Below are 22,865 nucleotides of genomic sequence, written 5' to 3' on the forward strand. Positions count from 1 at the left end.
GTTCACCCAATCAGCTCAACATTCGCCCGAACTGTACAGCGGGCGTCGCCGGACACCCGATTCGAGCGGGACCACCACCCGATTGACCATGTTCTTGACTTAGACTTCGTCTATCTTAGGATCTGTTCCGGCGAACAGCCAAGGTGCCCGTCGCAGAACGTGATCCGCCCGACCCGGAGGGACATCCCCATGCCCGAGAACGACGACGCCATCGTCACCGACCCCAAGTCCGAGGGTGCGGGCGGCTGCCCGGTCGCGCACGGCCGGGCCGCCCATCCGACCCAGGGCGGCGGCAACCAGCAGTGGTGGCCGCGCCGGCTGAACCTGAAGATCCTGGCGAAGAACCCGGCGGTGGCGAACCCGCTGGGCGCGGACTTCGACTACCCGGCGGCCTTCGCCTCGCTCGACCTGCCGGCCGTCAAGCGCGACATCGAGACGGTGCTGACCACCTCGCAGGACTGGTGGCCGGCCGACTTCGGCCACTACGGCCCGCTGATCATCCGGATGGCCTGGCACAGCGCCGGCACCTACCGGATCACCGACGGCCGCGGCGGCGCGGGCGCCGGCCAGCAGCGCTTCGCCCCGCTCAACTCCTGGCCGGACAACGTCAACCTCGACAAGGCGCGCCGCCTGCTCTGGCCGGTCAAGCAGAAGTACGGCCAGGCGCTGTCCTGGGCCGACCTGCTGATCCTGGCGGGCAACGTGGCGCTGGAGTCGATGGGCTTCGAGACCTTCGGCTTCGGCGGCGGCCGGGCGGACGTCTGGGAGGCCGACGAGGACGTGTACTGGGGCCCGGAGACCACCTGGCTGGGTGACGAGCGCTACACCGGCGACCGCCACCTGGAGGAGCCGCTGGGCGCCGTCCAGATGGGCCTGATCTACGTCAACCCGGAGGGCCCCAACGGCAACCCGGACCCGGTCGCGGCGGCCCGCGACATCCGCGAGACCTTCCGCCGGATGGCGATGAACGACGAGGAGACCGTCGCGCTGATCGCCGGCGGCCACACCTTCGGCAAGACCCACGGCGCGGGCCCGGCGGACAACGTCGGCGACGACCCCGAGGGCGCGGGCCTGGAGGAGCAGGGCTTCGGCTGGCGCAACAGCTACGGCTCCGGCAAGGGCGCCGACACGATCACCTCCGGCCTGGAGGTGACCTGGACCAACACCCCCACCGCCTGGGACAACTCCTTCTTCGAGATCCTGTTCGGCCACGAGTGGGAGCTGACCAAGTCCCCGGCCGGCGCGCACCAGTGGAAGCCGAAGGACGGCGCCGGCGCGGGCACCGTGCCGGACGCCTTCGACCCGGAGAAGAAGCACGCCCCGCAGATGCTCACCACCGACCTGGCGCTGCGCTTCGACCCGGTGTACGAGCAGATCTCCCGCCGCTTCCTGAACGACCCGGCGGCGTTCGCGGACGCCTTCGCCCGGGCCTGGTTCAAGCTGACCCACCGCGACCTGGGCCCGGTCGTCCGCTACCTCGGCCCGGAGGTCCCGTCCGAGGAGCTGCTCTGGCAGGACCCGCTGCCGGCCGCCCAGGGCGAGCCGATCGACGCGGCGGACGTGGCGGCGCTCAAGGCGAAGCTGCTGGACTCCGGCCTGACCACCGCCCAGCTGGTGTCCACCGCGTGGGCCTCGGCGGCGTCCTTCCGCGGCAGCGACAAGCGCGGCGGCGCGAACGGCGCCCGGGTCCGGCTGGAGCCGCAGCGCGGCTGGGAGGTCAACGACCCGGAGCAGCTGGCGCAGGTGCTGCGGGTGCTGGAGGGCGTGCAGCAGGAGTTCAACGCGCGGGGCGGCAAGCAGGTCTCGCTGGCCGACCTGATCGTGCTGGGCGGCACCGCGGCGGTCGAGCGGGCCGCGAAGGAGGGCGGCGTCGAGGTCGAGGTGGGCTTCCGCCCGGGCCGGGTGGACGCCACCCAGGAGAAGACCGACGTCGAGTCGTTCGCCGCGCTGGAGCCGCAGGCCGACGGGTTCCGCAACTACCAGGGCAAGGGCACCCGGCTGCCGGCCGAGTACCTGCTGGTGGACCGCGCCAACCTGCTGAACCTGTCCGCCCCCGAGCTGACCGTCCTGGTCGGCGGCCTGCGGGTGCTGGGCGCCAACACCGGCGGCTCGCAGCACGGCGTGCTCACCGAGCGCCCGGGCACGCTGTCCAACGACTTCTTCGTCAACCTGCTCGGACTGGGCACCGTCTGGGCACCGGTCGCCTCCGACCACACGGTGTACGAGGGCCGGGACGCCTCCGGCGCGGTGAAGTGGACCGGCACCCGGGCCGACCTGGTGTTCGGCTCCAACTCGGAGCTGCGGGCGCTGGCCGAGGTGTACGCCTCGGACGACGCCAAGGAGAAGTTCGTCAAGGACTTCGCCGCCGCCTGGACGAAGGTCATGGAGCTGGACCGCTTCGACCTGGCGTGAGGGTGAGCTGACGGAGGGCCCGGACCGCACCGGCGGTCCGGGCCCTCCGCCGTGCCGTCAGCGGCGCAGTTCCAGGGTGCAGCACTTGACCGCGCCGCCGGCCCGGAGCAGTTCGGTCAGGTCGACGCCGATCGGGGTGAAGCCGCGTTCGCGCAGCCGCTCGGCGAGGCCGACGGCGGCCTCCGGGAGGACGACGTGCGCGCCGTCGGAGACCGCGTTCAGGCCGAACACCCGGGCGTCGTCGGCGTCGGCCAGCAGCGCGTCGGGGTAGAGGCGCTCCAGGACCGCCCGGGAGGCGGCGTCGAAGGCCGGCGGGTGGTACATGATCTCGGTGTCGCTGAGCACCGCGAGCGCGGTGTCCAGGTGGTAGTAGCGGGGGTCGACCAGCCGCAGGGTGACGACCTCGCGGCCGAGGAACTCGCGGGCCTCGGCGTGCGCGGCGGTCTCGGTGCGGAAGCCGGTGCCGGCCAGGACGCGCTCGCCGGCCACCAGCAGGTCGCCCTCGCCCTCGTTGATCCGCTCGGCGTCCTTGACCCGCCAGCCGCGCTCGCGGAACCAGTCGGCGTACGCGGGGCCCTCGGCGGCCCGTTCGGGGTGGCGGAAGCGGGCGCCGAGCACCCGGCCGTCGAGCGTGGTGGCGCCGTTGGCGGCGAACACCATGTCGGGCAGGCCGGGCAGCGGCTCGATCAGCTCCACGGTGTGGCCCAGGCGCCGGAACAGCGCGTGCAGCTGGTCCCACTGGGCCAGCGCGGTGCCGGTGTCGGTGGGCTTGGCCGGGTCCATCCACGGGTTGATGGAGTAGTCGACGGTGAAGTGCGCGGGCCGGCACATCAGGTAGTGGCGCGGGGTCGCGGTTCGCGGCGACACGGTGGTGTCTCCTTCCGGGGCGGGACGGAACGGCCGACGGTCGGTCGGGGGCGTTCCGTGCGCGGGCACGTGCGGTTCCGCACGTGCGGTTTCACACGTGCGGTTTCAACTGCCGATGGACTGTGGGAAGGCGAACAGCCGGTCCGGGTCGTGGCGCTGCTTGGTGGCCGCCAGCCGCGGGTAGTTGGCACCGTAGTAGGCGTCGCGCCAGCCCCGCAGGTCCGGATCGGTGAAGTTCAGGTAGGCGCCGCCGGTCGCGTGCGCGGCGATCAGGTGGTCGAGTCCGGCCAGCCAGTCCAGGTGCGGGGCCGGGTCCTCGCCCGGCAGCCAGGAGGTGTCCAGGCTGACCAGGTACTGCGCGTCGCGGTGGACGAAGGCGGTGGCCGCCGGGTCGACCCGGTTGATCGCCCCGCCCCAGCCGAACAGCGCGAACCCGCAGCCGTCGGCGTTGCCGCCGGGCGGCGCGGCGGCCAGGTGCGCCAGCGCGGCGGCCAGTGCGGCGGGCGGCAGCGGGCGGGCCGCGAAGTGGGTGCGGACGGCGAACGCGCCGCCGCTGGTCTCGTGCCGGAGGTAGTCCATCGCGTCCCAGAAGGCCCGGTCGGCGATCTCCGCGCGCAGCGGCGGCCCGGCGGCGAACGCCGGGGCGAGCAGCGCGCGCAGTTCGGCGGCCGGGCCCAGGTGCAGGCCGACGGTGGAGACCAGGGTCCGGCCGCCGGAGGTGGCGACGCCCAGCCGCAGCGAGGTCTCCTCGGGCGCGGTGAGCATCAACTCCTGGACGGTGTGCAGGACGTGCTCGGCGTGCTCGGCCTCCCAGAGCAGCAGGCAGGTGGACGCGGCGGGGGCCTCGACGGCCTGGAAGGTCAGGTCGAGGTTGATCCCGAAGTTGCCGCCGCCACCGCCCCGGCAGGCCCAGTACAGGTCCTCGTTGCGGTCCGCGTCGCAGGTCAGGACGGTGCCGTCGGCGGTGGCCAGGGTGGTGGCGCGCAGCGTGTCGGCGGTCAGTCCGAACCGGCGGGAGGTGGCGGCGGAGCCGCCGCCGAGCGCCAGCCCGGCGATCCCCACCCCGGCGCCGTTGCCGAGCGGCAGCGCGAGGCCGTGCGGGCGCAGCGCGGCGTACAGCGCGCCGGTCAGCACGCCGCCGCCGACGGTGACCCGTCCGGTCGCCGGGTCGACGGTGATCGCGTCGAGGGCCCGCAGGTCCACCACCAGGCCGGAGTTGACGGAGTTCCCGGCGTACGAGTGCCCGCCGCCGCGCGGCACGATCGGCACCGCGTGGTCCCGGGCCCAGTCGATGGCCCGCAGCACGTCCGGCGGGCCGGCGGCCCGCAGCACGGCGGTGGGCGCGCGGTCGGCCCAGCGCTCGTTGAAGGCCGCGGAGGACTCGTGGAAGGCGGCGTCCCCGGGGCGCAGCAGCGGGCCGGTGGTGTGCTTGTCGAGCAGCGCCCAGTCGGCGGTCACGGGGCGATCTCCTCGATGGTGGAGGTGCCGGTGCCGGGGGTGGGGCCGTAGCGCTCCCAGGTCTCGTGCAGGCGGATGCGGCCGTCGGGGGTGAGGGTGGGGGTGTTGTGGGTGCGGCCGCAGACGATCTGGCCGTCGGTGAGGACGAAGGTGTAGCCCATGGCGAGGGTGCCGTCGGGTTGGCGGGTGCCGGCGGTCCAGCCGCGCTGGATGGTGCCGCCGGTGACCTCGCCCCAGACCAGGTCGCCCTGCTGGTGGTAGACGGCGACGGTGCGGCGGTCGCCGTCGGGGGCGTGGAAGCGGCGGCCGTCGTAGTCGAGCGGGGCGGGGTGGCGGGGGTTCACGCCTGCCACCAGATGGCGTAGTAGGCGAAGTCGGTGTCGTGCGGGTTGGCGACGGCGTGGTCGGTGTCGGCGGGGAGCAGGACGAGGTCGCCGGCGGCGATGGGGTGGCTGCCGTCGGCGGTGCGGACCTCGCCGCGGCCGCTCATGCAGATGAAGAGTTCACGTTCGGTGTGCTGGTGGGTGTCGGTGAGGTCGCCGGGGCGCAGCACGCACCAGGCGCCGTGGAAGGGGGTGGTCAACTCGCCCCAGGGGTGCAGGAGTTTCAGGTCGAGTCCGTGGGCGCGTTCGAGCTGCCGGGGTTCCTGGCGGCGGATCACCAGGCCGGGCGGCGGGCCGTTCTCGGGCATGGCGGGGCTCCGTTCGGCGGAGGCGGTGGCAAAGGGGAAGAGGGAAGCGGGAAGCGGGTCAGCGGGCCGCGGCGGCGTGGCCGAGGCCGGCGTCGCGGGCGAGGACCAGGGCCTGGGCGCGGTCGGCGACGCCGAGCTTGCCGAGGATGCCGGAGATCCGGTTGCTGACCGTCTTGGAGGCGAGGGCGAGTTCCCGGGCGATGAAGGTGTTGGAGCGCCCGGCGGCGAGGTGTTCGAGGACCTCGCGCTCGCGGTCGCTGAGCTGCGGGAACGGGTAGCTGCGCGGGCGCGGGCCGACGCCGATCAGGGTGCCGAGCCGGGCCGCGATGACGCGGTCGAGGATGGCCTCGCCGGCGCCGACGGCGTGGATGCCGCGGACGATCTGGTCGGCGGTGGCGCGTTTGACCAGGTAGCCGCGGGCGCCGGCGTGGAAGGCGGCGGCGACGGCCTTGTCGTCGTCGAGGGGGCTGAACACCAGGACGCCGGTCTCGGGGGTGAGCCGCAGCACCTGGCTGATCATCCGCATGCCGGTGCCCTCGTCCATCTGCGGGTCGAGGACCAGCACGTCGGGCCGGTGCCGGGAGGTCGCGGCGAGCACTTCGCCGGTGGTGCCGGCCTCGCCGACCACCGCCGCGCCGCCGCCGGACTCCACCATGGAGCGGACGCCCTGGCGGACGGCGGGCTGGGCGTCCGCGAGCAGCACGGTCAGCGGTGCGGTGGTCCCGTGCTGGTTCATCGTCCCCTCGCGGCGTGTGGTGGTGCGGCGGGTGGTGCGCGGTACGACAGCGGTGCGGCGGCGGTGCGGCGGTCCGGCGGCGGCGGTGCGGCAGCGGTACGGCAACGGATGATCACGGGTAGTGACGATTCCGTTATCTCATCATGATCCGATCAAACCGGCACCTCAAGTGCGCAATGTCATACAGGAGTTGGCAGATGTGACGATTGGGCGGCGGCTTCCCGGGCCTTGCGCATGATCTCCTCGCGGCCGCGCCAGTGCGACCAGAAGGCGCCGGTGTAGCCGAGCCCGCCCAGGCTGGTGAGGAAGGGGTTGTCGGCGTAGTTGTTGTCGTGCTCGCTCATCCCCTCGACGGTGGGCAGCATCACCCGGTGGTGGTCGGCCGGGTCGATCAGCGCCCACAGGTCGGTGACCGCGCCGTGCCAGCGCTCGGCCGGGTCGGCGGCCCGGGCCGGGTCGGGCAGCAGGTCGGGCGAGAAGTAGCAGACCAGCCGGAAGTTGCCGTGCTCGTCGAACATGAACTGCCGCTCGTACTCGGCCGGGGAGGCGCACATCCGCAGCGGCTTGAGCACGATCGGGCCGTCGGCGGTGTTGGACTGGAGGCCGGGGACGGTGCGCACGCCCGCGCACCGCTCGGCGATGTCGATGCCCATCGGGGTGTACGGGAACAGCCGCAGGCCGAGCGAGAAGCCGGTGACGGTGGCGTCCAGCGCCATGAAGGCGTCCACGCAGGCGCGGACCGTCTCGGGGGTCTCCCCCGGCATGCCGAACAGCGCCTCGACCATGGTGAGGATGCCGCGCTCGTGGCACAGCCGCACCAGCCGCTCGGTGTCGGCGAAGGTGTAGTAGGTGCCGCCCTTCTCGGTGACCTTCCAGCCGCTGAGCACCTCGGGGCGGATGTGGTCGCTGCCCACGTTGACGCCCCGGCAGCCGGCCGCGGCCAGCAGGTCGGCGAACTCCTCGTCGAACGGGCTGGGCTGGCAGTAGACCCAGAGCCGCAGCTGGTTGAGCGGGTTGTCCGGGTCGGCGTGCCGGCGCCGGACGACCTCCCGCAGCAGGTTCTTGGCGTGCGCGATGGACAGGTTGAACTCGCTGTCGGTGGTGTGCTGGTCCAGGATGCCCTGGGCCGCCAGCGACTCCATCTCGTCGACCACCGAGGCGATTTCGCGCTGCCCGTAGCGGGTGCCCTTGGCATCGGGCTCGACGCAGTGCGAGCAGCGGTAGGCGCAGCCGTTCTTGGTCAGGATCGAGCCCAGGCCGCCGCGCCGGTAGTACTCCAGGTTGTCGACCCGGCGCGGCACGCCGGAGCGCCGCCGGTACACCGAGAGCCGGTCGACCTGCCAGACCCGGGGCTCGAACTGCCCGGTGGCCTCGGCGGGCTGGGGCTTGCCGTGGCGGACGGTGAGGACGGCGGGCGGCACCCGGACGGCGCCGCGCGCGGTGTTGCGGATCAGGCCGGGGATGCCGGCGGTGTCGCGACCCTCGGCGACCGCGGCGGCCAGCTCGCAGAGGATCTTCTCGCCGGGGCCCTTCACGCCGTAGTCGATGCCGAAGTACTCGACCAGCGCGAACGGCATGGTGGAGAAGCCGATCCCGCCGCCGACCACGGGCGCGTCGGTGTGCCGGCGGATCTCGGTGATGATCTCCCGGTGCTCGCCGACGAACGGGCGCTGCTCGAAGGCGTACACGGTGTCGGTGTTGCGGACGGTCACCCCGACCAGCATCGGGGAGCGCTCGGCGAAGTACTCGTGCAGGCAGGCTTTCCAGTCGTCGCGGCGGAAGGTCAGGTCGAGCACCTCTACCTCGAAGCCGTCGTCCTCCAGCGCGGTGGTGAGCACGTCGAGGGCGTACGGCGCGATCGGCGGATGCACCTTGTTCGGGTTGACCAGCAGGACGAGTCTGCTCATCGGGGTTCCCTCCCTTGGGGGTTGGCGGCGGGGGGCTCAACTGCGGCTGCGGCGCGGGCTGGTCCGCGACGGGGCTGGTCCGCAGCGGGGGCTCAACTGCGGCGCGGGCTGGTCCGCGGCGCGGGCTCGGCTGCGGCGGGGGCTCAGACCAGGCCGAGGCTGATGCCGAACTCCGGCTCGGAGCCCAGCAGGTAGGCCCCGGCGGACTGCAGGATGCGGTCCTGGGCGACCAGGTGCTGGACGAGCACGGTGGTGTCGCGCAGCCAGCGGTCCATCGGCGAGGAGCGGTTGATCGACCAGGTCTGCAGCAGGTCGTAGAGCCGGGCGACCACGTCGCGGGAGCTGCGGAAGGCGTGCAGCCAGGACAGCGGGGAGGCGGCCCGTTCGGTCGGGGTGAGGTCGTCCAGGGTGCCGCCGGCCGCCAGCACCGCCCACTGCCGGCGCATCGCGCCGTACACGCCCTCCCGGGTGGCGTTGAACTCGGCCTCCAGCCGGGCGAGTTCGGTCTGCACCCGCCAGCTGTCGGCCCAGCTGCGGCCGGCCATCCGGTCGTAGCGGGTGGTGGCGACCTCGCGGGCGTGGTCGAGGGCGGCGCGGGCCACCCCGAGCGGGACGCCGCACATCGCCCGGGTGAAGGAGTCCGGCTGGGCGAGCGGGCCGGGGCGGCCCTGCGGGCTGGCGAAGGTGTAGGTGTGCTCCTCGGGGACGAACACGTCGTCCATCGTGTAGTCGCAGCTGCCGCTGCCGCACAGGCCGGTGGTGTCCCAGTTGTCGACCACCTCGACCGCGGAGCGGGGCACCAGGAACTGCCGGGAGTCGTGCCGGTGCTTGCTGCCGGGCTCGGCCCAGGGCTCGCCGTCCTGGTAGAGGAAGGCGCCGGAGGTCACCCAGTCGGCGTGCTTGACGCCGGAGCCGAACGACCAGCGCCCGCTGAGCCGGAAGCCGCCGGGGACCCGCTCGGCCCGGCCGGCGGGCTGGAGCAGTCCGGCCACCACCAGGTCCAGGCGCGGGAAGACCTCCTTGGCGACGGTCTGGTCCAGGAAGTTGGCGTAGATGCCGGTGTTGGCGCCGATCACCGCGCACCAGGCGGCCGAGGCGTCGCCGTACGCGAGCGCCTCCACCACCTCGGTCTGCTCCATCGAGGTGAGCCCGGGGCCGCCCCACTCGGGGCCGTAGCACATGCCGAACACGCCGGTGGAGCGCAGCAGTTCGACCACCTCGGCGGGCAGGGTGCGGTGGGCCTCGATCTCCGGGGCCCGCTCCCGCAGCACCGGCGCCAGCTCCTTCGCCCGGCGCAGGATCTCCGATGTCATCGCGTCACTTCTCCTTCTCTGTCGGGGGTGGGGCGTCGGGTCAGGTGGAGAGGCCGAGGCTGATCCGGAACAGCGGCGGCCGGCCGAGCAGGTAGGCGCCGACCGACTCCAGCACCGCGTCCTGGGCGGTGAGGTTCTGGCACATCACGGCGGTGTCGCGCAGCCAGCGGTCCATCGGCGAGGAGCGGTTGATCGACCAGGTCTGCAGCAGGTCGTAGAGCCGGACCACGACGGCCCGGGAGGTGCGGAAGGCGTGCAGCCAGGCGAGCGGGGAGGCGGCCCGCTCGGTCGGGGTGAGGTCGTCCAGGGTGCCGCCGGCCGCCAGCACCTCCCACTGCCGCCGGGCCGCCCCGTACACGCCCTCCCGGGCGGCGTGGAACTCGGCCTCGCAGCGCGCGAGTTCGGTCTGCACCCGCCAGCTGTCGGCCCAGCTCCGGCCGGCCATCCGGTCGTAACGGGCGGTGGCGACCTCGCGGGCGTGGTCGAGCGCGGCGCGGGCCACCCCGAGCGGGACGCCGCACAGGGCGCGCATGAAGGAGTCGGGCTGGGCGAGCGGGCCCGGGGTGCCGCGGACCTCCCAGAAGGTGAAGGTGTGTTCCTCGGGGACGAACACCCCGTCCATCGTGTAGTCGCAACTTCCGGTGCCGCGCAGGCCGGTGGTGTCCCAGTTCTCGACCACCTCGACGGCGGAGCGGGGCACCAGGAACTGCCGGGAGTCGTGCGCGTGCGGGCTGCCGGGCTCGGCCCAGGGCTCGCCGTCCTGGAACAGGAAGGCGCCGGAGGTCACCCAGTCGCTGTGCTTGATCCCGGAGCCGAACGACCAGCGCCCGCTGAGCCGGAAGCCGCCGGGGACCCGCTCGGCCCGGCCGGCCGGGGCGAGCACGCCCGCGGTGATCAGGTCCAGGTCGGGGTAGACGTCCTTGACCACGGACTGGTGCAGGAAGTTGGCCAGCAGGCCGCTGTTGGCGCCGATCACCGCGCACCAGGCGGCCGAGGCGTCGCCGTACGCGAGCGCCTCCACCACCTCCAGCTGCTCGATCGAGGTGAGTTCCGGGCCGCCCCAGGCGCGGGCGAAGCACATCCGGAACACCCCGGTGGTGCGCAGCAGTTCGACCACTTCGGCGGGCAGGGTGCGGTTGGCCTCGATCTCCGGGGCCTTCTCCCGCAGCACCGGCGCCAGCTCCTTGGCCCGGCGCAGGATCTCGGCGGCGTCCAGGGCCGCGGCGGCGCTCACCGGTCCACGTCCAGCAGCCCGGCGGGCATCGCGAACGGGGCCCGCGGGTCGGCCGGACCGACCTCGGAGACCCGGGTCTCGACCAGCTCGGCGGCGGCGGCCAGGCGCTGCTCGCAGGCGGCGAGGCTGTCGGCCTCGCAGACCACGAAGGAATGCCGGGCCAGGTAGCCGCCGGGGGGCAGCCGCAGCACGGTGCCGGTCGGGGCCATCGGCGCGGCGTGCAGCAGGCCGGGCGCGTCGCCGGGCTTCGGGAGGGTCAACTCCTCCAGCCGGCAGTCCTGTTCGGGGCAGCCGAAGCGGATGCCGGCCACCGCGGCACGGCTCGGGGCGGTCCGCGGGCGGCGGCCGACCGCGACGTCGAACAGCACCTCGCCGGGCTCGATGCCGGTGGCGATCCGGCCCAGCAGCGGGATCAGGTCGCCGCCGAGCCGGCCGTTGACCTCGATGATCAGCGGTCCGCGCGGGGTGAGCCGCAGCTCGGTGTGGGTGATGCCGTCCTCGACGCCGAGCGCCCGGTGCGCGTCGGCCAGCACGGCCAGCAGCGCGGGGTCGGCGAGCAGCGGGTCGGCGGCGTCGACGATGTGGCCGACCTCCTCGAAGTACGGCTCGTCGCTGCTGTACTTGCGGGCCAGGAACAGCGGCAGGTACTCGCCCCGGTGGACGGCGCCGTCCACGCTGATCTCCGGCCCGCCCGCGTACTCCTCGACGATCACGCTGGCCCGGTACGGCCCGGGGTCGACCCGGCTGGCGGACAGCGCGGTGTCGAACGCCGCGTCGAGCTCACCCTCGTCGGCGGCGAAGACCACACCGATGCTGGCGCCCATGGCGCGCGGCTTGAGCACCACCGGGTAGCCGATCCGGGCGGCGGCGGCGCGAGCCTCCGCCAGGTCGGTGGTGAGCGCGAAGCCGGGCTGGCGCAGTCCGGCGGCGGTGAGCACGGTGCGGGTGCGGTCCTTGTCGCGCACGCCGCGCACGCCGCGCTCGGACAGGCCGGGGACGCCGAGTTCGGCGGCCAGCAGGCCGGCGTCCAGCACCAGCGGCTCGTCCCAGCAGAGCAGGCCGACGATGTTCCGGCGGGCGGCGATCTCCCGGACGGTGGCGTTCATGGTGGCGGTGTCGAAGACGTCCGCGACCACGATCTCGTCGAAGTACTCGCGCTGCCAGGTCGGCCGCAGGTTGTTGACCAGCAGCAGTTCCAGCCCGGCGGCGCGGGCCCGGCGGCTCATCGGGCCGACCAGGTACTCGCGGTACTCCTTCAGCCCGCTGCCGATCACCAGCAGCGTGCCGGGTGTTGCTTCCTGACGTTCCGTCATGATTCCTCCGCTGCGCGGGAGTCGAGGTCGAACCGGACCAGTGCGGCGGCCTCGTCGGCCAGCCGGCGGGCCTCGGCGGGGGTGTCGGCGAGGGCGGTGACGATGCCGACCCGGTCCCAGGAGCTGCGCAGTCCGGCGGCCCGGTGGCCGGGGGCGATGCCGACCACGGCCAGTTGCACGCCCTCGGCGGCGGCGGCCGCGTCCAGGCCGTGCACGGCGGTGACGGTGCCGGGCCGGTCGGGGGCCAGGAAGGCGGCGGCGGTGGCCCGTTCGGCCTTGGCGGGCAGCGGGCCGGGGTCGTCGCCGCGCATCAGCGCGTAGTAGGCGCGGGTGAGGTCGACCGGGTAGGCGGCCTCGATCAGGTCGGTGATCGAGTCGCCGGGCAGCCGTCCGGCGCACTCGACCAGCACCGGGACGCCGTCGGCGAGGATCCACTCGCAGTGCAGCACGCCGGTGCCGAAGCCGACGGCGGCGGCCAGCCGTTCGGTCTCGGCGGCCAGCAGTTCGCAGGTGTCCGGCGGCAGTTCGGCCGGGACGGTGTGCCCGGCCTCGATCGGGTACCGGCCGGGGTAGAGCAGCTTGCCGGTGGTGTTGGCGAACACCGGGCGCCCGCCGGAGACCAGCATCTCGACGCTGAACTCCGGCCCCTCGACGTACTCCTCGGCCAGCATGGCGGCCGCGATCGGCCGGTCCGGGACGAACACGCCCTCGTCCTGGGCCTGCCCGAACGCCCAGGCCGCCTCGACCTCCTCCGGCCCGCGCACCACCAGGGTGCCGACCGAGGCCTGCCGGTTGGCGGGCTTGAGCACCGCCGGGCCGGGGTGCCGGGCCAGGAAGCCGGCCAGCCCGGCGGCGTCGGCGACCGGCTCGCTGGCCGGGTTGGCGATCCCGGCGGCAGCCGCGACCACCCGCAACTGGTGCTTGTCGCGCAGCAGTTGGGCCGCGCCCAGACCGGCCCCGGGCAGCCCGTAGCGCTCGGCGAGCCGGGCCGCGAACGGCACCGCGTACTCGACGGCGGGGATCACCGCGACCGGGTCGAGCCCGGGGTGGGCGGCGAAGAAGGCGTCCGCCCGGCCCGGCAGGTGGTACTCCCACTCGATCAGCCCGCGGGCGTAGTCGATGCCTTCGACGGCTTCGGCGAGGTGCCGCTTGCGGGCGACGTCCGGCTCCTCGACGTAGACCACCGAGCCGGTCTCCTGGAAGGCGGCCACGGCGGGTACCGCGAAGGCCACGTAGCCGACGATCAGCACCGGGCCGGCGGGGGTGGGGCGGGCGTTCATACGGTCTCCTCCACGGGTTCCGGATCGGTGTCCCGGCGCTCGGCGTCCGCCGGGCCCGCCCGGTGCTTGATGCCGAGCAGCGCGAGCACCCCGGCCAGACCGTTGACCAGCGCCATCAGCACCCAGAACCCGGCGTGCAGCCTGGTCCAGGCCCAGACGCCGAACAGCGGTCCGACCGCCGAGGCCAGCCCGGCCGCGGCCTGCATGGTGGCCAGGTAGCGGGCCTTGGCCGCGGCCGGGAAGGTCGCCGGGTGGGCGAACATGCTGGGCCCGGCGATCATCAGGCCGCTGACCGCGAGCACCGCGCCGAACAGCACGAACGCCCCGGAGTGCACGGCCAGCCCGTAGGCGGCCAGGCCGAGCGAGTTGACCAGGTGGCCGACGCCGACCGCCAGGTGGGTGGGGATGCGGGTGATGTACGCGGTGATCTTCAGCTCGCAGGTGATCAGCACCAGCGAGGAGGCGGTCAGCACCGCGCTGTACAGCCAGGTCGGGTAGCCGTCGTGGACGATCTCCAACGGCAGCGAGATCGAGGACTGCACGTAGGCGACCGTCCCGAGCACCACCGCGGCCAGGTAGGCCAGGTACGCCCGGTCCCGGAGCATCGCCGCGTACGCCGCCCGGCCGCCGGAGCGCCGCTCGGCCTTCGCCTGCGGGGCCGGCTCGGGCACCTGGTGCCGGGGCAGCAGCCGGTGGGCGAGCAGCGCGTAGACCAGGGTGGTGGCGCCGTCCAGCCAGAACAGCAGGTCCCAGTCGAGCAGGATCACGCCCGCGGCGATCAGCGGGGCGAGCGCCGCGCCGGTGTTCAGCGCGATCCGCATCATCGAGAACGCCATCACCTGGTAGCGCTCCGGCATCAGGTCGCTGAGCAGCACCGAGGCGGCCGGCCGGTACGCCTGGGCGCACAGCCCGGCGAGCGCGATCGCCACCAGCAGCGCCGGGACCCGCCCGGGCCGGGCCAGCAGCGGCAGCACCGCGACCAGCGGCGCGGAGCAGGCCATCGCCGCGACGATCGCGGTGCGCGCCCCGAGCCGGTGGGTGATCTCCCCGCCGAGCACGGTGCCGAACACGGTGCCCAGGCTGTAGGCGGCCAGCGCCAGGCCCGCGGTGCCGTCGGACATCCCCCGGTGCGTCAGGTACAGCACCAGGAAGGTCTGGACGAACGCGCCGAGCTGGTTGACCAGGACGCCGCCGAGCAGGTAGCGGACGGTGGCCGGGGTGGCCCGGAGCGTGTCGAGGACCCCGATCGGTGGCCCTTCGTCGGTCATGCCGCCTCCCTCACTGCCTCGGCGATGCGCTCCGCGACCAGCGGAGCGGTGGAGAACCCGCTGCCGCCGCAGGCGGCGCGGGTCCACAGGCCCGGGGAGACCCGGGCCAGCAGCGGGCCGCCGGTGGCGGCGTCCGCGGTGTAGTGGCAGACCCGGACGCCCGCCACGGGGTAGCGCTCCAGGTCGGGCAGGACGCCCTCGGCGGCCAGCCGGTCCAGGTACGGACGCTGGTCCTCGCCGCCGCTGTCGGTGTCCGCGACGGGGCGGCACACCGTGTCGGAGCTGAGTTTGAGCAGGGTGCCCGCGCCGGGCGGCAGCACCCAGCCGCGGCCCTCGCGGCCGAGGCCGCCCGCGGTGGGGGCGGCGTCCCAGCGGTCGCCGCCGGCCGGTCGGCCCAGGTAGAGCATGGTCTGCCGGTACAGGGTGACGGGGCTGTCGGCGAGCCGGCGCGTCCACGGGCCGCCGGCCAGCAGGGCCAGGTCGCCGCGGAGCACCTCGCCGGTGTCCAGCACGATCCGCCCGGAGCCGGTGAACACCGAGCGGACGGTGCTGTGCGGGCGCAGCGCCACCCCCGGCCGGGCGGTCAGCCAGCGGGCGGCGGCGCGCAGCACCCGGTCGGCGAGCAGCACGCCGCCGGTGCGCTCGCGCACCCCGACGGTGCCGGGCGGCAGGCCCAGCGGCGGGAGGTCGTCCGGCGCGGGCAGGTCGACCGGGACGCCGGCCTGCTCGGCCGCGGCGAGCAGCTCGTCGAGGCGGTCCGCGGGGTGGGCGGTGAGGACCCCGACCCGGCGGTACAGCGCGGTGCCGAGCAGGGTCTCCAGGTCCTCCCAGTGGCGGTGCGCGGCGAGCCGGCGGGCGGTGCCGTCGGGGTCGCCGGGCAGCAGGGTGCGGAGGGCGCGGTGCTGGTCGTGCGAGGTGGCGTCGGGGTTGGGCAGCGGGCCGCGTTCCAGCACGGTGACCCGGTGCCCGGCCCGGGCGCAGGCGACGGCGGTGAGCAGCCCGGTGACGCCCGCGCCGACCACCAGCACGTGCGCGGCGGCGCTGCCCGTGCTGCCGGTGGTGCCGCTGTCCGCCCGGACGGCGCTGCCCGTCCCGCCGGTGGTGGCGCTGCCCGTCCCGCCGGTGGTGGCGCTGTCCGCCCGGGCGGGGGCGGTGCTCACCGTCCGCCGCCGCGCACGCGGGTCGCCAGCCGGGGCAGGGCGCGGGGCAGGGCGGTGGTGGCGGTCGGTTCGGCGGGGATGGCGGGGTCGGGCAGGGCCTCGGCGCCGAGGTCGACCAGCAGCGGGGCGGCGCAGCGCAGGAACAGGTCGAGTTCGTGCCAGAAGTCGCCCGCGTCGGCGTCGGTGACCTCCCAGCGGTCGAGCCGGCCGAGCTGTTCGGTGAGGGTGAACGCGGCGGCGCTGAGGCTGAAGCGGCGCGGGCGCAGGGCGGCCGCGAAGCGTTCGGCGATCAGGGCGGCGGCGTGCCGGGAGCGGTCGCTGACCGGCAGCGGGCCGCGGTCGAGGTACGCCTCGGCCTTGGCGGCGACCCGGTTCCAGGGTTCGACCAGGCGCTGGCCGCAGACCCGGTCCATGGCGGCGCGGGTGAAGTTGGTGCGCTGGAAGTCCGGTCCGGTGACGGCCAGGTAGTAGCGGGCCAGGTCGCGCGGGACTTCGGCGGTGAGCTGGCGTCCGGTGACGACGTGGCCGCGGCTGGTGGAGAACTTGTCGCTGTCGAGTTCGTAGAACTCGTTGGTGACGAAGTGCGCGGGCAGGGCGAGTCCGCCGAGGGCCAGCAGCATGGCGGTGCCGGCCAGCGCGAAGGCGAAGCTGGCGTCGGAGCCGAAGAAGTAGACCACTTCGGGCCCGGCCTCCAGCGCCCAGTGCCGTTCCTCGTCGCCGGGCACCTCGCCGCGCGACTCGGCGGCCAGCGCGATGGCGTGCAGGCTCCAGGCGACTGTCTCGGTGTCGGAGTACAGCACCTGGCCGGGGGTCTCGGCGAACGGGGCGGGGATGCCCCAGTCGATCGGCAGGGTGATCGGGTAGTCGGGCAGCCGGCGGGCCATCAGCTCCTCGACCAGCTGGGCGAGCCGGGGCCGCATGGTGGGGGCGAGCCGGGCGAAGTGGCTGGCCAGGGCGGCCCGGTGCTCCTCCAGCGGCAGGACCAGGACCTCCTTCTCCCGCAGTTCGACCGGGAGTTCGGGGTGCCGGGTGGAGCGCGGGCCGAGCAGGTCGCCGGAGGCGATCCAGTGGCCGCAGTTCTCGCACAGTCCGGCGCAGCCCTCGGCCAGGCAGACCGGGCAGCCGCCGCGGACGTAGGCGTCGGTGAGGTACTCGCCGGTGGCCGGCAGGTACGGGAAGCGCACCTTGCGCAGCCGCAGGTGCCCCTCGCCGTGCAGCCGCTCGAAGAAGGTGCGGACGGTCTTCAGGTAGCGCTCGTCGAAGCGGACGAAGCCATCGGGGACGATGCCGGCCGCGGCCAGGGTGGCCTCGACCTGTTCGGCGGCGCGCAGCCGCAGTTCCTCGGGGGCCTCGCCGAGCCGGCGGGCGGTGGTGACGATGTAGTTCTGGGTGAAGTGGACGCCGGTGCCGAACAGGCTGTCGCGGCCGGTGGCGCGGGCGTAGCGGGCGCAGACGTCGGCGGAGAGGAACGGCCCGGCCAGGTGGCCCAGGTGCAGGTCCCCGTTGGCGGTGGGGCCGGGGGCGATCACCAGCAGCGCGGCCATCAGCGGGCACCGGCCGGGGCGAGGCCGTGGCGCTCCAGCAGGTCGCCGGTGATGTCGCGGGCCCGGTGGGCGAGCACGCTGATCAGCGAGTCGGCGATGCCGTGGGTGGCCTCGTTGACGCCCTGGAGGTAGAGCGCGGCGTCGGTGCCGGTGCCCAGGTCGACCCGGTAGTCGCGGCTGACGGTGACGTCGGACAGGCCGGTCTTGCCGGTCAACTCCCGTACCAGGGACGGCATCCGGCTGTCGTAGCCGGTGCCGAGCAGGACCAGGTCGCAGCTCATCTCGGTGACCTTGCCGGTGCGCCGGTCGCGCAGGTCGAGGACCACCTCGCCGTCCTCCTCGCGGGCGGCGAGCACCTCGGTCATCGCCCGGACCTCGGCCCGGCCGGTGCCGATCATCTTCTCCCGGTAGAGCAGCATGTACAGCTCGTCCAGGAAGGGCGGGGCGAGGGCCGCGTAGTTGGTGAACCGCATCTCGTCGAGGAGCTGGGCGCGGGTCTCGGCGGGGGCGTCGAAGAACTCGTCGACGAAGGACGGGTAGAACAGCTCGTTGACGAACTTGCTGGTCTGGTAGTTCTGTAGGCCGATCGAGCGGACCAGCATGGTGACGGTGGAGTTCGGCAGGTTCTCGTACAGCGCCATGAACATCTCGGCGGCGCTCTGCGCGCCGCCGACCACCACGGTGCGCAGCGGGGCGTCCTTGTCGACGGCGTTGATCCGGCTGCGGAAGCGGGCGCTGTGGATGAGCTTCTCGGCGGGCAGGTCGGCGAAGACCTCCGGGATGTGCATGTCGCGCCCGGCGCCGACGACCAGGTCGCGGCAGCGGACGGTGTCGCCGTCGGCGAGGGTGACCTGCCAGCCGATCAGCCGGCCGTCGGCGTCGTGGCGCGGCTCGGTGGCGGTGACCCGGGCGTCGTAGCGGATCTGCACCTTCTCCAGCGAGCGGGCCACCCACTGGAGGTAGTCGGAGAACTCCCAGCGGTGCGGGTGGAAAGTGCCCAGGTTGATGAACTGGTCGAGCCGGTCGTGCTGGTGCAGGAAGTTGAGGAACGAGAAGCGGCTGCGCGGGTCGCGCAGCGTCACCAGGTCCTTCAGGAAGGACACCTGGCTGCGGGCCCAGGGCATCAGCAGGTCGCGCTGCCACTTGATGTCCGGGGCCTGCTCCAGCAGCAGGGTGCGCTCGGCCAGTTCGGCCGATCCGCTCTCCTCGATCGCGGCGGCGAGGGCCAGGTTCGCCGGGCCGGCGCCGATCGCCAGTACGCCCACCTCTAGGTCAGCCACATCTTCCCCCTCGGGAACTCGGTTGAACTCGGTTTCGTCCAGGGCCGGTTGTCGTGTCGGCGTCGCGGCGGCGTCGCGTCGTCGCGTCGAGGAATCTAGGAAGCCGGGCTTCCCGGCGGGTAGGGCGCGCTTCCCGGCGGCGGGGGAAATTCCGGACGGGCGCGCGAAGGGCCCCGGGGGAGCTTCCCCCGGGGCCCTTCCGGCCTTCCCTACTTACGGGTGATGCGCAGCACGCCGGTCTCGGTGCCCTGGTAGAGGGTGCCGTCGGGCGCGGTGGTGCCGGTCATCTGGAGCGGGTTGTACAGCAGCCCGATGCCGAAGGCGGTGCTGGTGAGCTTGGCGCCGGTGGCCGGGTCGATCACGGCGTGCGCGTAGGTGGCGAAGGTCTGCGCGCCGATCGAGTCGGTCGGGCCGCTGACGGTGGCGGTGTAGATCAGGTTGTCGCCGAGCGAGAGCCGGGGCAGCGCCGCCGACTTGACGTCGCTCTCCCAGACGGTGGCGCAGCCGGTGCCGCTCTCGTTCAGGTCGACCCGGGCCAGGCCGCCCTGGTAGGAGGCCGAGGACGGGACGCTGGCGGGCGCGCCCTCGGGCAGCGCCGGGTACGGGTAGCCGTAGGTGTTGGTGACGAACACGCTGCGGCCGGAGGCGATCACCGCGTCCTCGGTGCCGCTGGCGGCCCACTTGGTGAGCACCGGCGTGGCGCAGACCGGCGCCGGTCCGGCGTCGACCTTGTAGACCAGCAGGTTCTCGTGCGGGGCGGCGTTGTCGGTGAGGGTGACGTACTCGGTGCCGGTGCCGGGCCCGAAGAAGCTGGGCGTGGCGCCGGTGCCCCAGCTGAGCTGGCCGGGCTTGCGGCCGGGGCCGCGGTCGTAGGGGCGCGCCACTGCACGACGGGCGTGCCGTCGGCGGCCTGGCCGAGCAGGTAGAGGGCGTGGTCGGTGGCGACGGCGGTGTGGCCGGGGACGGTGGAGATGCTGTTGGCGACGCCCTCGCCGGTGGCCAGGGTGCGCACCGCGCCGGTGGCGGTGTCGGCGGTGCCGATCACGCCGCCGCCGGTGGCGAACCAGACCTTGCCGTCCCAGCCGGGGCTGAGGCCGACGATGTTGTCGCCGGACGGGACGGCGCCGGCCAGCGGGGTGCTCTGGTCGACGGTCAACTGCCAGCCGCTGCCCGCCCGGTGGTGGCCGATCCGGAGCAGGTTGTCGTTGCCGTCGACGCCGACCAGCCGGTCGTCCTGGTCCAGGTAGGCGTACACGCCGCCGAACAGCGCGCCCTTGGGCAGCTCCAGCGAGGCGAGGTCCTTGCCGTTGGCCGGGTCGAGCAGGTGCACGGTCGGGGTCTGGCCGAAGATCGTGGTGCAGAGCGCGACGGGGTAGCCGTCCCGGCCGACGGTGACGGTCGGGCAGGCCGAGGCGAGCGCGGTGCGGCTCCAGTTGACGGCGCCGGTGCCGGGCCCGGCGTACGGGGTGGTGTCGCTGGACGCCGAGTCGCCGTGCATCCCGGCGTTGCCGTTCGGGGCGGTCGCCGGGTTCTGCGGCGGCAGCGGTCCGAAGGCGGTGGCGGCGAGCGCGGCGGCCAGGGCGAGGGCGGGGAGCAGCAGTCGTGAGCGCATGGCAGGTCCTGTTCCGGGAGTCGGACGTGTTCCGCCGGGAGCGGAAGGAAAGGACGCCGAACGGCACCGGGGCAGGAAGGCGCGGGGCCGCTCGGCGGAGTGCGTGAGCGGCCCTCGGCAGGAGGGAGGGGAGCGGGCCGCGTCAGCCGACGCGGCGACACCCCGTCGTGGTGGCACGGCCATGGTCGACATGGCGGCGGCTCACCAGCAGGGTCATGTCAGGCACCCTAGCGCCGCCACCCCGCCCCCCGCCGCCCCCGTCCCACCCCTCGGACGGCCCCCTGACCTTCCGTCACCGCCCTTTCCTCCAGGCGCACTCGATACCGGTGCCGCCTCCGCTCCCCCGCGCCCGCCCCGCGACGCGGGAGCCGGTGCGGGTCGTCAGAGCATCCGCTGCGCGGTCGCGGCCCGGGCCAGCAGGGCCTCGGCCTCGGCGGTGCGGCCCTGGGCGGTGAGGATCCGGGCCCGGTACTCCATGGCGTGGGCGTCGCCCAGTTCCTCGGCGCGCAGGAAGGCGTGCACGGCCCGGTCGAGGTCTCCGCGGCTGCGGAAGGCCACGCCCAGCGCGGTGATCGGGAACGCCTCGTCCTGGGCCAGGATCACCGGCGCCCACCGCTCCACCCCGGCCCGGTCCCCACGTTCCAGGGCCTGCCTGACCAGGCCGAGCATGGCGTCCGGGTCGCCGAGCGCGGCAACCTGTTCCCAGATCACCTGGGCCCGGTTGCTGTCCCCGGCCATCGAGTGGTGCGTACCCAGGTTGAACCCGGCCACGGTGTTCCCGGCCGCCCAGGCGCGTTCCCAGCAGTACAGCGCGCCGGCCGGGTGGCCGTTCGAGTGGAACAGCGACCCCAGCTCACCCAATGCGACCTCGTCGCCGGCGTCCGCGGCGGCCAGCAACGCGGTCAGCTCCTCGTCCGGCGGCCAGCCGGACGTCCCGGCCGCCCCCGGCGTCCCCGCCGACGCTTCCTGACGGTTCCGGCGCCACCACCGCCACCCCACCGCGACCACTCCCACCGCACCCGAACCACCGTGACCCGGTGATGATGCCACCCCGCCCCGGACGCCCGTCCGGCGGCCCGGCCGGTTCCGGCGGGCCGGGGCGGGGCATGGCTCGGGGGGACGGTCGGGCGCGGGGTGGGAGGGGGCGCGGTGGGTACGGAGTGGGCGCGGACGGGAGAGTTTCGGGGACGGGACCGGCGACTTCGCGGGGCTGACGGAGCGGCTGGAGTACCTGCGCTGGCTGGGGGTGGACGCGGTGTGGCTGAACCCGTGCTTCGTCTCCCCGTTCGGCGACGCGGGCTACGACGTGGCGGACTTCCTGGCCACCGCGCCCCGCTACGGGACGTCGGAGGAGCTGGCGGAGTTCACCGACGCGGCCCGGCGCGGCGGCATCCGGGTGCTGCTGGACCTGGTCGCGGGCCACACCTCCGACCGGCACCCGTGGTTCGTCCGCTCGGCCGCCGACCCGGACGACCACCGCTACGTCTGGGCGGACCGCCCGGCACCCGGGTACGTGGCCTCGCCGGGCGGCCGGCCCGGCTGGTACCGGCCGAACTTCTTCGACTTCCAGCCCGCGCTGAACTTCGGGTACGCCCGCACCGACCCGGCCGAGCCGTGGCGGCAGCCGGTGGACGCCGAGGGCCCGCGGGCCAATCGGGCGGCGCTGCGCGAGGTCATGGCGCACTGGTTCGGCCTGGGCGTCGCGGGCTTCCGGGTCGACATGGCCTCCTCGCTGGTCAAGGACGACCCCGGGTTCACCGAGACCGGCCGGCTGTGGCGCGAGACCCGGGCCTGGATGGACGCGCACCACCCCGACCGGGTGCTCCTCGCCGAGTGGGGCGACCCGGCCCGGTCCGTCCCGATGGGCTTCCACGGCGACTTCTTCCTCCAGTTCGGCGGCCCCACCGGGGGCGCGGCGCTGCGCTCGCTGTGGAACAACGGCGCGGGCACGGTGCACGAGGAGTGGCCCGAGCAGCCCTGCTACTTCGATCCGGACGGGCGCGGCTCGATGCGCCCGTTCCTCGCCGAGTGGGACCGCGCCGCGCGGGCGACGGCCGGGCGGGGCTTCGCCGCGCTGCCGACCGCCAACCACGACTTCTCCCGGCTGGCCTGCGGCCCGCGCACCCGCGAGCAGCTGGCCGCGGCGTTCGCCTTCCTGCTGACCTGGCCGACCGTCCCGGCGATCTACTACGGCGACGAGATCGGCATGCGCTTCGTGCCGGACCTGCCGGACACCGAGGGCAGCGTGCTGGGCCCGCGCTACAACCGGGCCGGTTCGCGCACGCCGATGCAGTGGGACGCGACGCCCGGCGCCGGGTTCTCCACCGCCCCCGCCGACCGCCTCTACCTGCCGCCGGACCCGGCCCCGGACCGCCCCGACGTCGCCGCCCAGCGCGCCGACGAGACCTCCCTGCTGCACCAGGTCCGGCAGTTGATCGCACTGCGCCGCGCGCACCCCGGCCTCGGCCCGGACGCCCCGGTCGAACTGCTGCACACCGGCTACCCGCTGGCGTACCTGCGCGGCGGGCGCCACCTGGTGGTGGTCAACCCGCGCCGCACCCCCGCCTGCCTCCCGGTGGAACGCGACCTGCCGGGACGGCTGCTGCTCGGGCGGGGCGTGTCGCTGACCCACTCGGTGCTGCGCGCGGAGGGCTTCTCGTACGGGGTCTTCACCCGCTGACCCGGGCCCGCACCCGTCCCGGAATCCGGCCCGGCCCGGCCCCCGACCCCGGCACCGGCGCTTCCCGACATTCGGTCGGAAACCGGACCGCCCGCGCGGCGCTAACATGC

General features: G+C 74.3%; 16 protein-coding genes and 2 pseudogenes. 2 read left to right on the top strand and 16 right to left on the bottom strand.

Annotated elements, in window-relative coordinates:
* Window positions 1–189: 189 nt before the first annotated feature.
* On the top strand, window positions 190–2,412 hold the full coding sequence (gene katG / locus QMQ26_RS08445; protein WP_282205277.1) for a catalase/peroxidase HPI: 2,223 nt from the start codon (window positions 190–192) through the stop codon (window positions 2,410–2,412).
* 57 nt (window positions 2,413–2,469) lie between these two features.
* On the opposite strand, the gene ddaH is transcribed toward katG, so the two are convergent.
* From ddaH to QMQ26_RS08525, 16 genes and pseudogenes are all read right to left on the bottom strand, one after another.
* Window positions 2,470–3,279, bottom strand: coding sequence for a dimethylargininase (gene ddaH, locus QMQ26_RS08450; protein WP_100835552.1), 810 nt, complete (start codon window positions 3,277–3,279; stop codon window positions 2,470–2,472).
* Between the two features lie 105 nt (window positions 3,280–3,384).
* Window positions 3,385–4,737, bottom strand: a complete 1,353-nt coding sequence (locus QMQ26_RS08455; RefSeq protein ID WP_100835553.1) for an FAD-binding oxidoreductase — start codon at window positions 4,735–4,737, stop codon at window positions 3,385–3,387.
* The gene (locus QMQ26_RS08460; protein WP_100835554.1) at window positions 4,734–5,081 is read right to left on the bottom strand and encodes a hypothetical protein; all 348 of its coding nucleotides are present in this window, start codon (window positions 5,079–5,081) and stop codon (window positions 4,734–4,736) included. Before QMQ26_RS08460 ends, QMQ26_RS08455 begins: the two co-directional genes overlap by 4 nt.
* Window positions 5,078–5,428 carry a cupin domain-containing protein gene (locus tag QMQ26_RS08465; protein ID WP_100835555.1) on the bottom strand — a complete coding sequence of 117 codons (351 nt, stop codon included), beginning with the start codon at window positions 5,426–5,428 and terminating at the stop codon, window positions 5,078–5,080. The genes QMQ26_RS08460 and QMQ26_RS08465 overlap by 4 nt, the downstream gene beginning before the upstream one ends.
* 58 nt (window positions 5,429–5,486) lie before the next feature.
* On the bottom strand, window positions 5,487–6,269 hold the full coding sequence (locus QMQ26_RS08470; protein WP_282205278.1) for a response regulator: 783 nt from the start codon (window positions 6,267–6,269) through the stop codon (window positions 5,487–5,489).
* Between the two features lie 74 nt (window positions 6,270–6,343).
* Window positions 6,344–8,071, bottom strand: a complete 1,728-nt coding sequence (gene tsrT, locus QMQ26_RS08475) for a tryptophan 2-C-methyltransferase (protein ID WP_282205279.1) — start codon at window positions 8,069–8,071, stop codon at window positions 6,344–6,346.
* 143 nt (window positions 8,072–8,214) lie between these two features.
* Window positions 8,215–9,384, bottom strand: coding sequence for an acyl-CoA dehydrogenase family protein (locus QMQ26_RS08480; RefSeq protein ID WP_282205280.1), 1,170 nt, complete (start codon window positions 9,382–9,384; stop codon window positions 8,215–8,217).
* Window positions 9,385–9,424: 40 nt separating this feature from the next.
* Window positions 9,425–10,618, bottom strand: a complete 1,194-nt coding sequence (locus tag QMQ26_RS08485) for an acyl-CoA dehydrogenase family protein (RefSeq protein ID WP_282205281.1) — start codon at window positions 10,616–10,618, stop codon at window positions 9,425–9,427.
* Entirely contained in the window at window positions 10,615–11,931 is a 1,317-nt protein-coding gene (locus tag QMQ26_RS08490; RefSeq protein WP_100835559.1) for an ATP-grasp domain-containing protein, read from the bottom strand. The genes QMQ26_RS08485 and QMQ26_RS08490 overlap by 4 nt, the downstream gene beginning before the upstream one ends.
* Window positions 11,928–13,211 (bottom strand): ATP-grasp domain-containing protein, encoded by a 1,284-nt coding sequence (locus tag QMQ26_RS08495; RefSeq protein WP_282205282.1) that lies wholly within the window; start codon window positions 13,209–13,211, stop codon window positions 11,928–11,930. Before QMQ26_RS08495 ends, QMQ26_RS08490 begins: the two co-directional genes overlap by 4 nt.
* Complete coding sequence (locus QMQ26_RS08500; protein ID WP_282205283.1) at window positions 13,208–14,479, bottom strand: MFS transporter; 1,272 nt, start codon at window positions 14,477–14,479, stop codon at window positions 13,208–13,210. The genes QMQ26_RS08495 and QMQ26_RS08500 overlap by 4 nt, the downstream gene beginning before the upstream one ends.
* On the bottom strand, window positions 14,476–15,639 hold the full coding sequence (locus QMQ26_RS08505; RefSeq protein ID WP_282205284.1) for an NAD(P)/FAD-dependent oxidoreductase: 1,164 nt from the start codon (window positions 15,637–15,639) through the stop codon (window positions 14,476–14,478). Before QMQ26_RS08505 ends, QMQ26_RS08500 begins: the two co-directional genes overlap by 4 nt.
* Window positions 15,636–17,183 (bottom strand): class I tRNA ligase family protein, encoded by a 1,548-nt coding sequence (locus QMQ26_RS08510; RefSeq protein ID WP_100835562.1) that lies wholly within the window; start codon window positions 17,181–17,183, stop codon window positions 15,636–15,638. The genes QMQ26_RS08505 and QMQ26_RS08510 overlap by 4 nt, the downstream gene beginning before the upstream one ends.
* Window positions 17,183–18,463 (bottom strand): SidA/IucD/PvdA family monooxygenase, encoded by a 1,281-nt coding sequence (locus tag QMQ26_RS08515; protein WP_282205285.1) that lies wholly within the window; start codon window positions 18,461–18,463, stop codon window positions 17,183–17,185. Before QMQ26_RS08515 ends, QMQ26_RS08510 begins: the two co-directional genes overlap by 1 nt.
* Window positions 18,464–18,672: 209 nt before the next feature.
* Window positions 18,673–20,075, bottom strand: a pseudogene (locus tag QMQ26_RS08520) (hypothetical protein).
* Between the two features lie 381 nt (window positions 20,076–20,456).
* A complete protein-coding gene (locus tag QMQ26_RS08525) occupies window positions 20,457–20,972 on the bottom strand; it encodes a hypothetical protein (RefSeq protein ID WP_282205286.1) in 516 nt (171 codons plus the stop codon).
* A gap of 277 nt (window positions 20,973–21,249) precedes the next feature.
* On the opposite strand from QMQ26_RS08525, the pseudogene QMQ26_RS08530 reads away from it, so the two are divergent.
* Window positions 21,250–22,755 (top strand): annotated as a pseudogene (locus QMQ26_RS08530) (alpha-amylase family glycosyl hydrolase); the annotation flags it as partial.
* Window positions 22,756–22,865 lie beyond the last annotated feature (110 nt).

Source organism: Kitasatospora fiedleri, from assembly GCF_948472415.1.
Taxonomy (GTDB): domain Bacteria; phylum Actinomycetota; class Actinomycetes; order Streptomycetales; family Streptomycetaceae; genus Kitasatospora; species Kitasatospora fiedleri.

Bases quoted from the DNA above. Each gene is read 5' to 3' on its own strand.
- katG (WP_282205277.1), top strand. From the start codon at position 190: ATGCCCGAGAACGACGACGCCATCGTCACCGACCCCAAGTCCGAGGGT.
- QMQ26_RS08465 (WP_100835555.1), bottom strand. From the start codon at position 5,428: ATGCCCGAGAACGGCCCGCCGCCCGGCCTGGTGATCCGCCGCCAGGAA.
- tsrT (WP_282205279.1), bottom strand. From the start codon at position 8,071: ATGAGCAGACTCGTCCTGCTGGTCAACCCGAACAAGGTGCATCCGCCG.
- QMQ26_RS08480 (WP_282205280.1), bottom strand. From the start codon at position 9,384: ATGACATCGGAGATCCTGCGCCGGGCGAAGGAGCTGGCGCCGGTGCTG.
- QMQ26_RS08490 (WP_100835559.1), bottom strand. From the start codon at position 11,931: ATGACGGAACGTCAGGAAGCAACACCCGGCACGCTGCTGGTGATCGGC.
- QMQ26_RS08495 (WP_282205282.1), bottom strand. From the start codon at position 13,211: ATGAACGCCCGCCCCACCCCCGCCGGCCCGGTGCTGATCGTCGGCTAC.
- QMQ26_RS08500 (WP_282205283.1), bottom strand. From the start codon at position 14,479: ATGACCGACGAAGGGCCACCGATCGGGGTCCTCGACACGCTCCGGGCC.
- QMQ26_RS08510 (WP_100835562.1), bottom strand. From the start codon at position 17,183: ATGGCCGCGCTGCTGGTGATCGCCCCCGGCCCCACCGCCAACGGGGAC.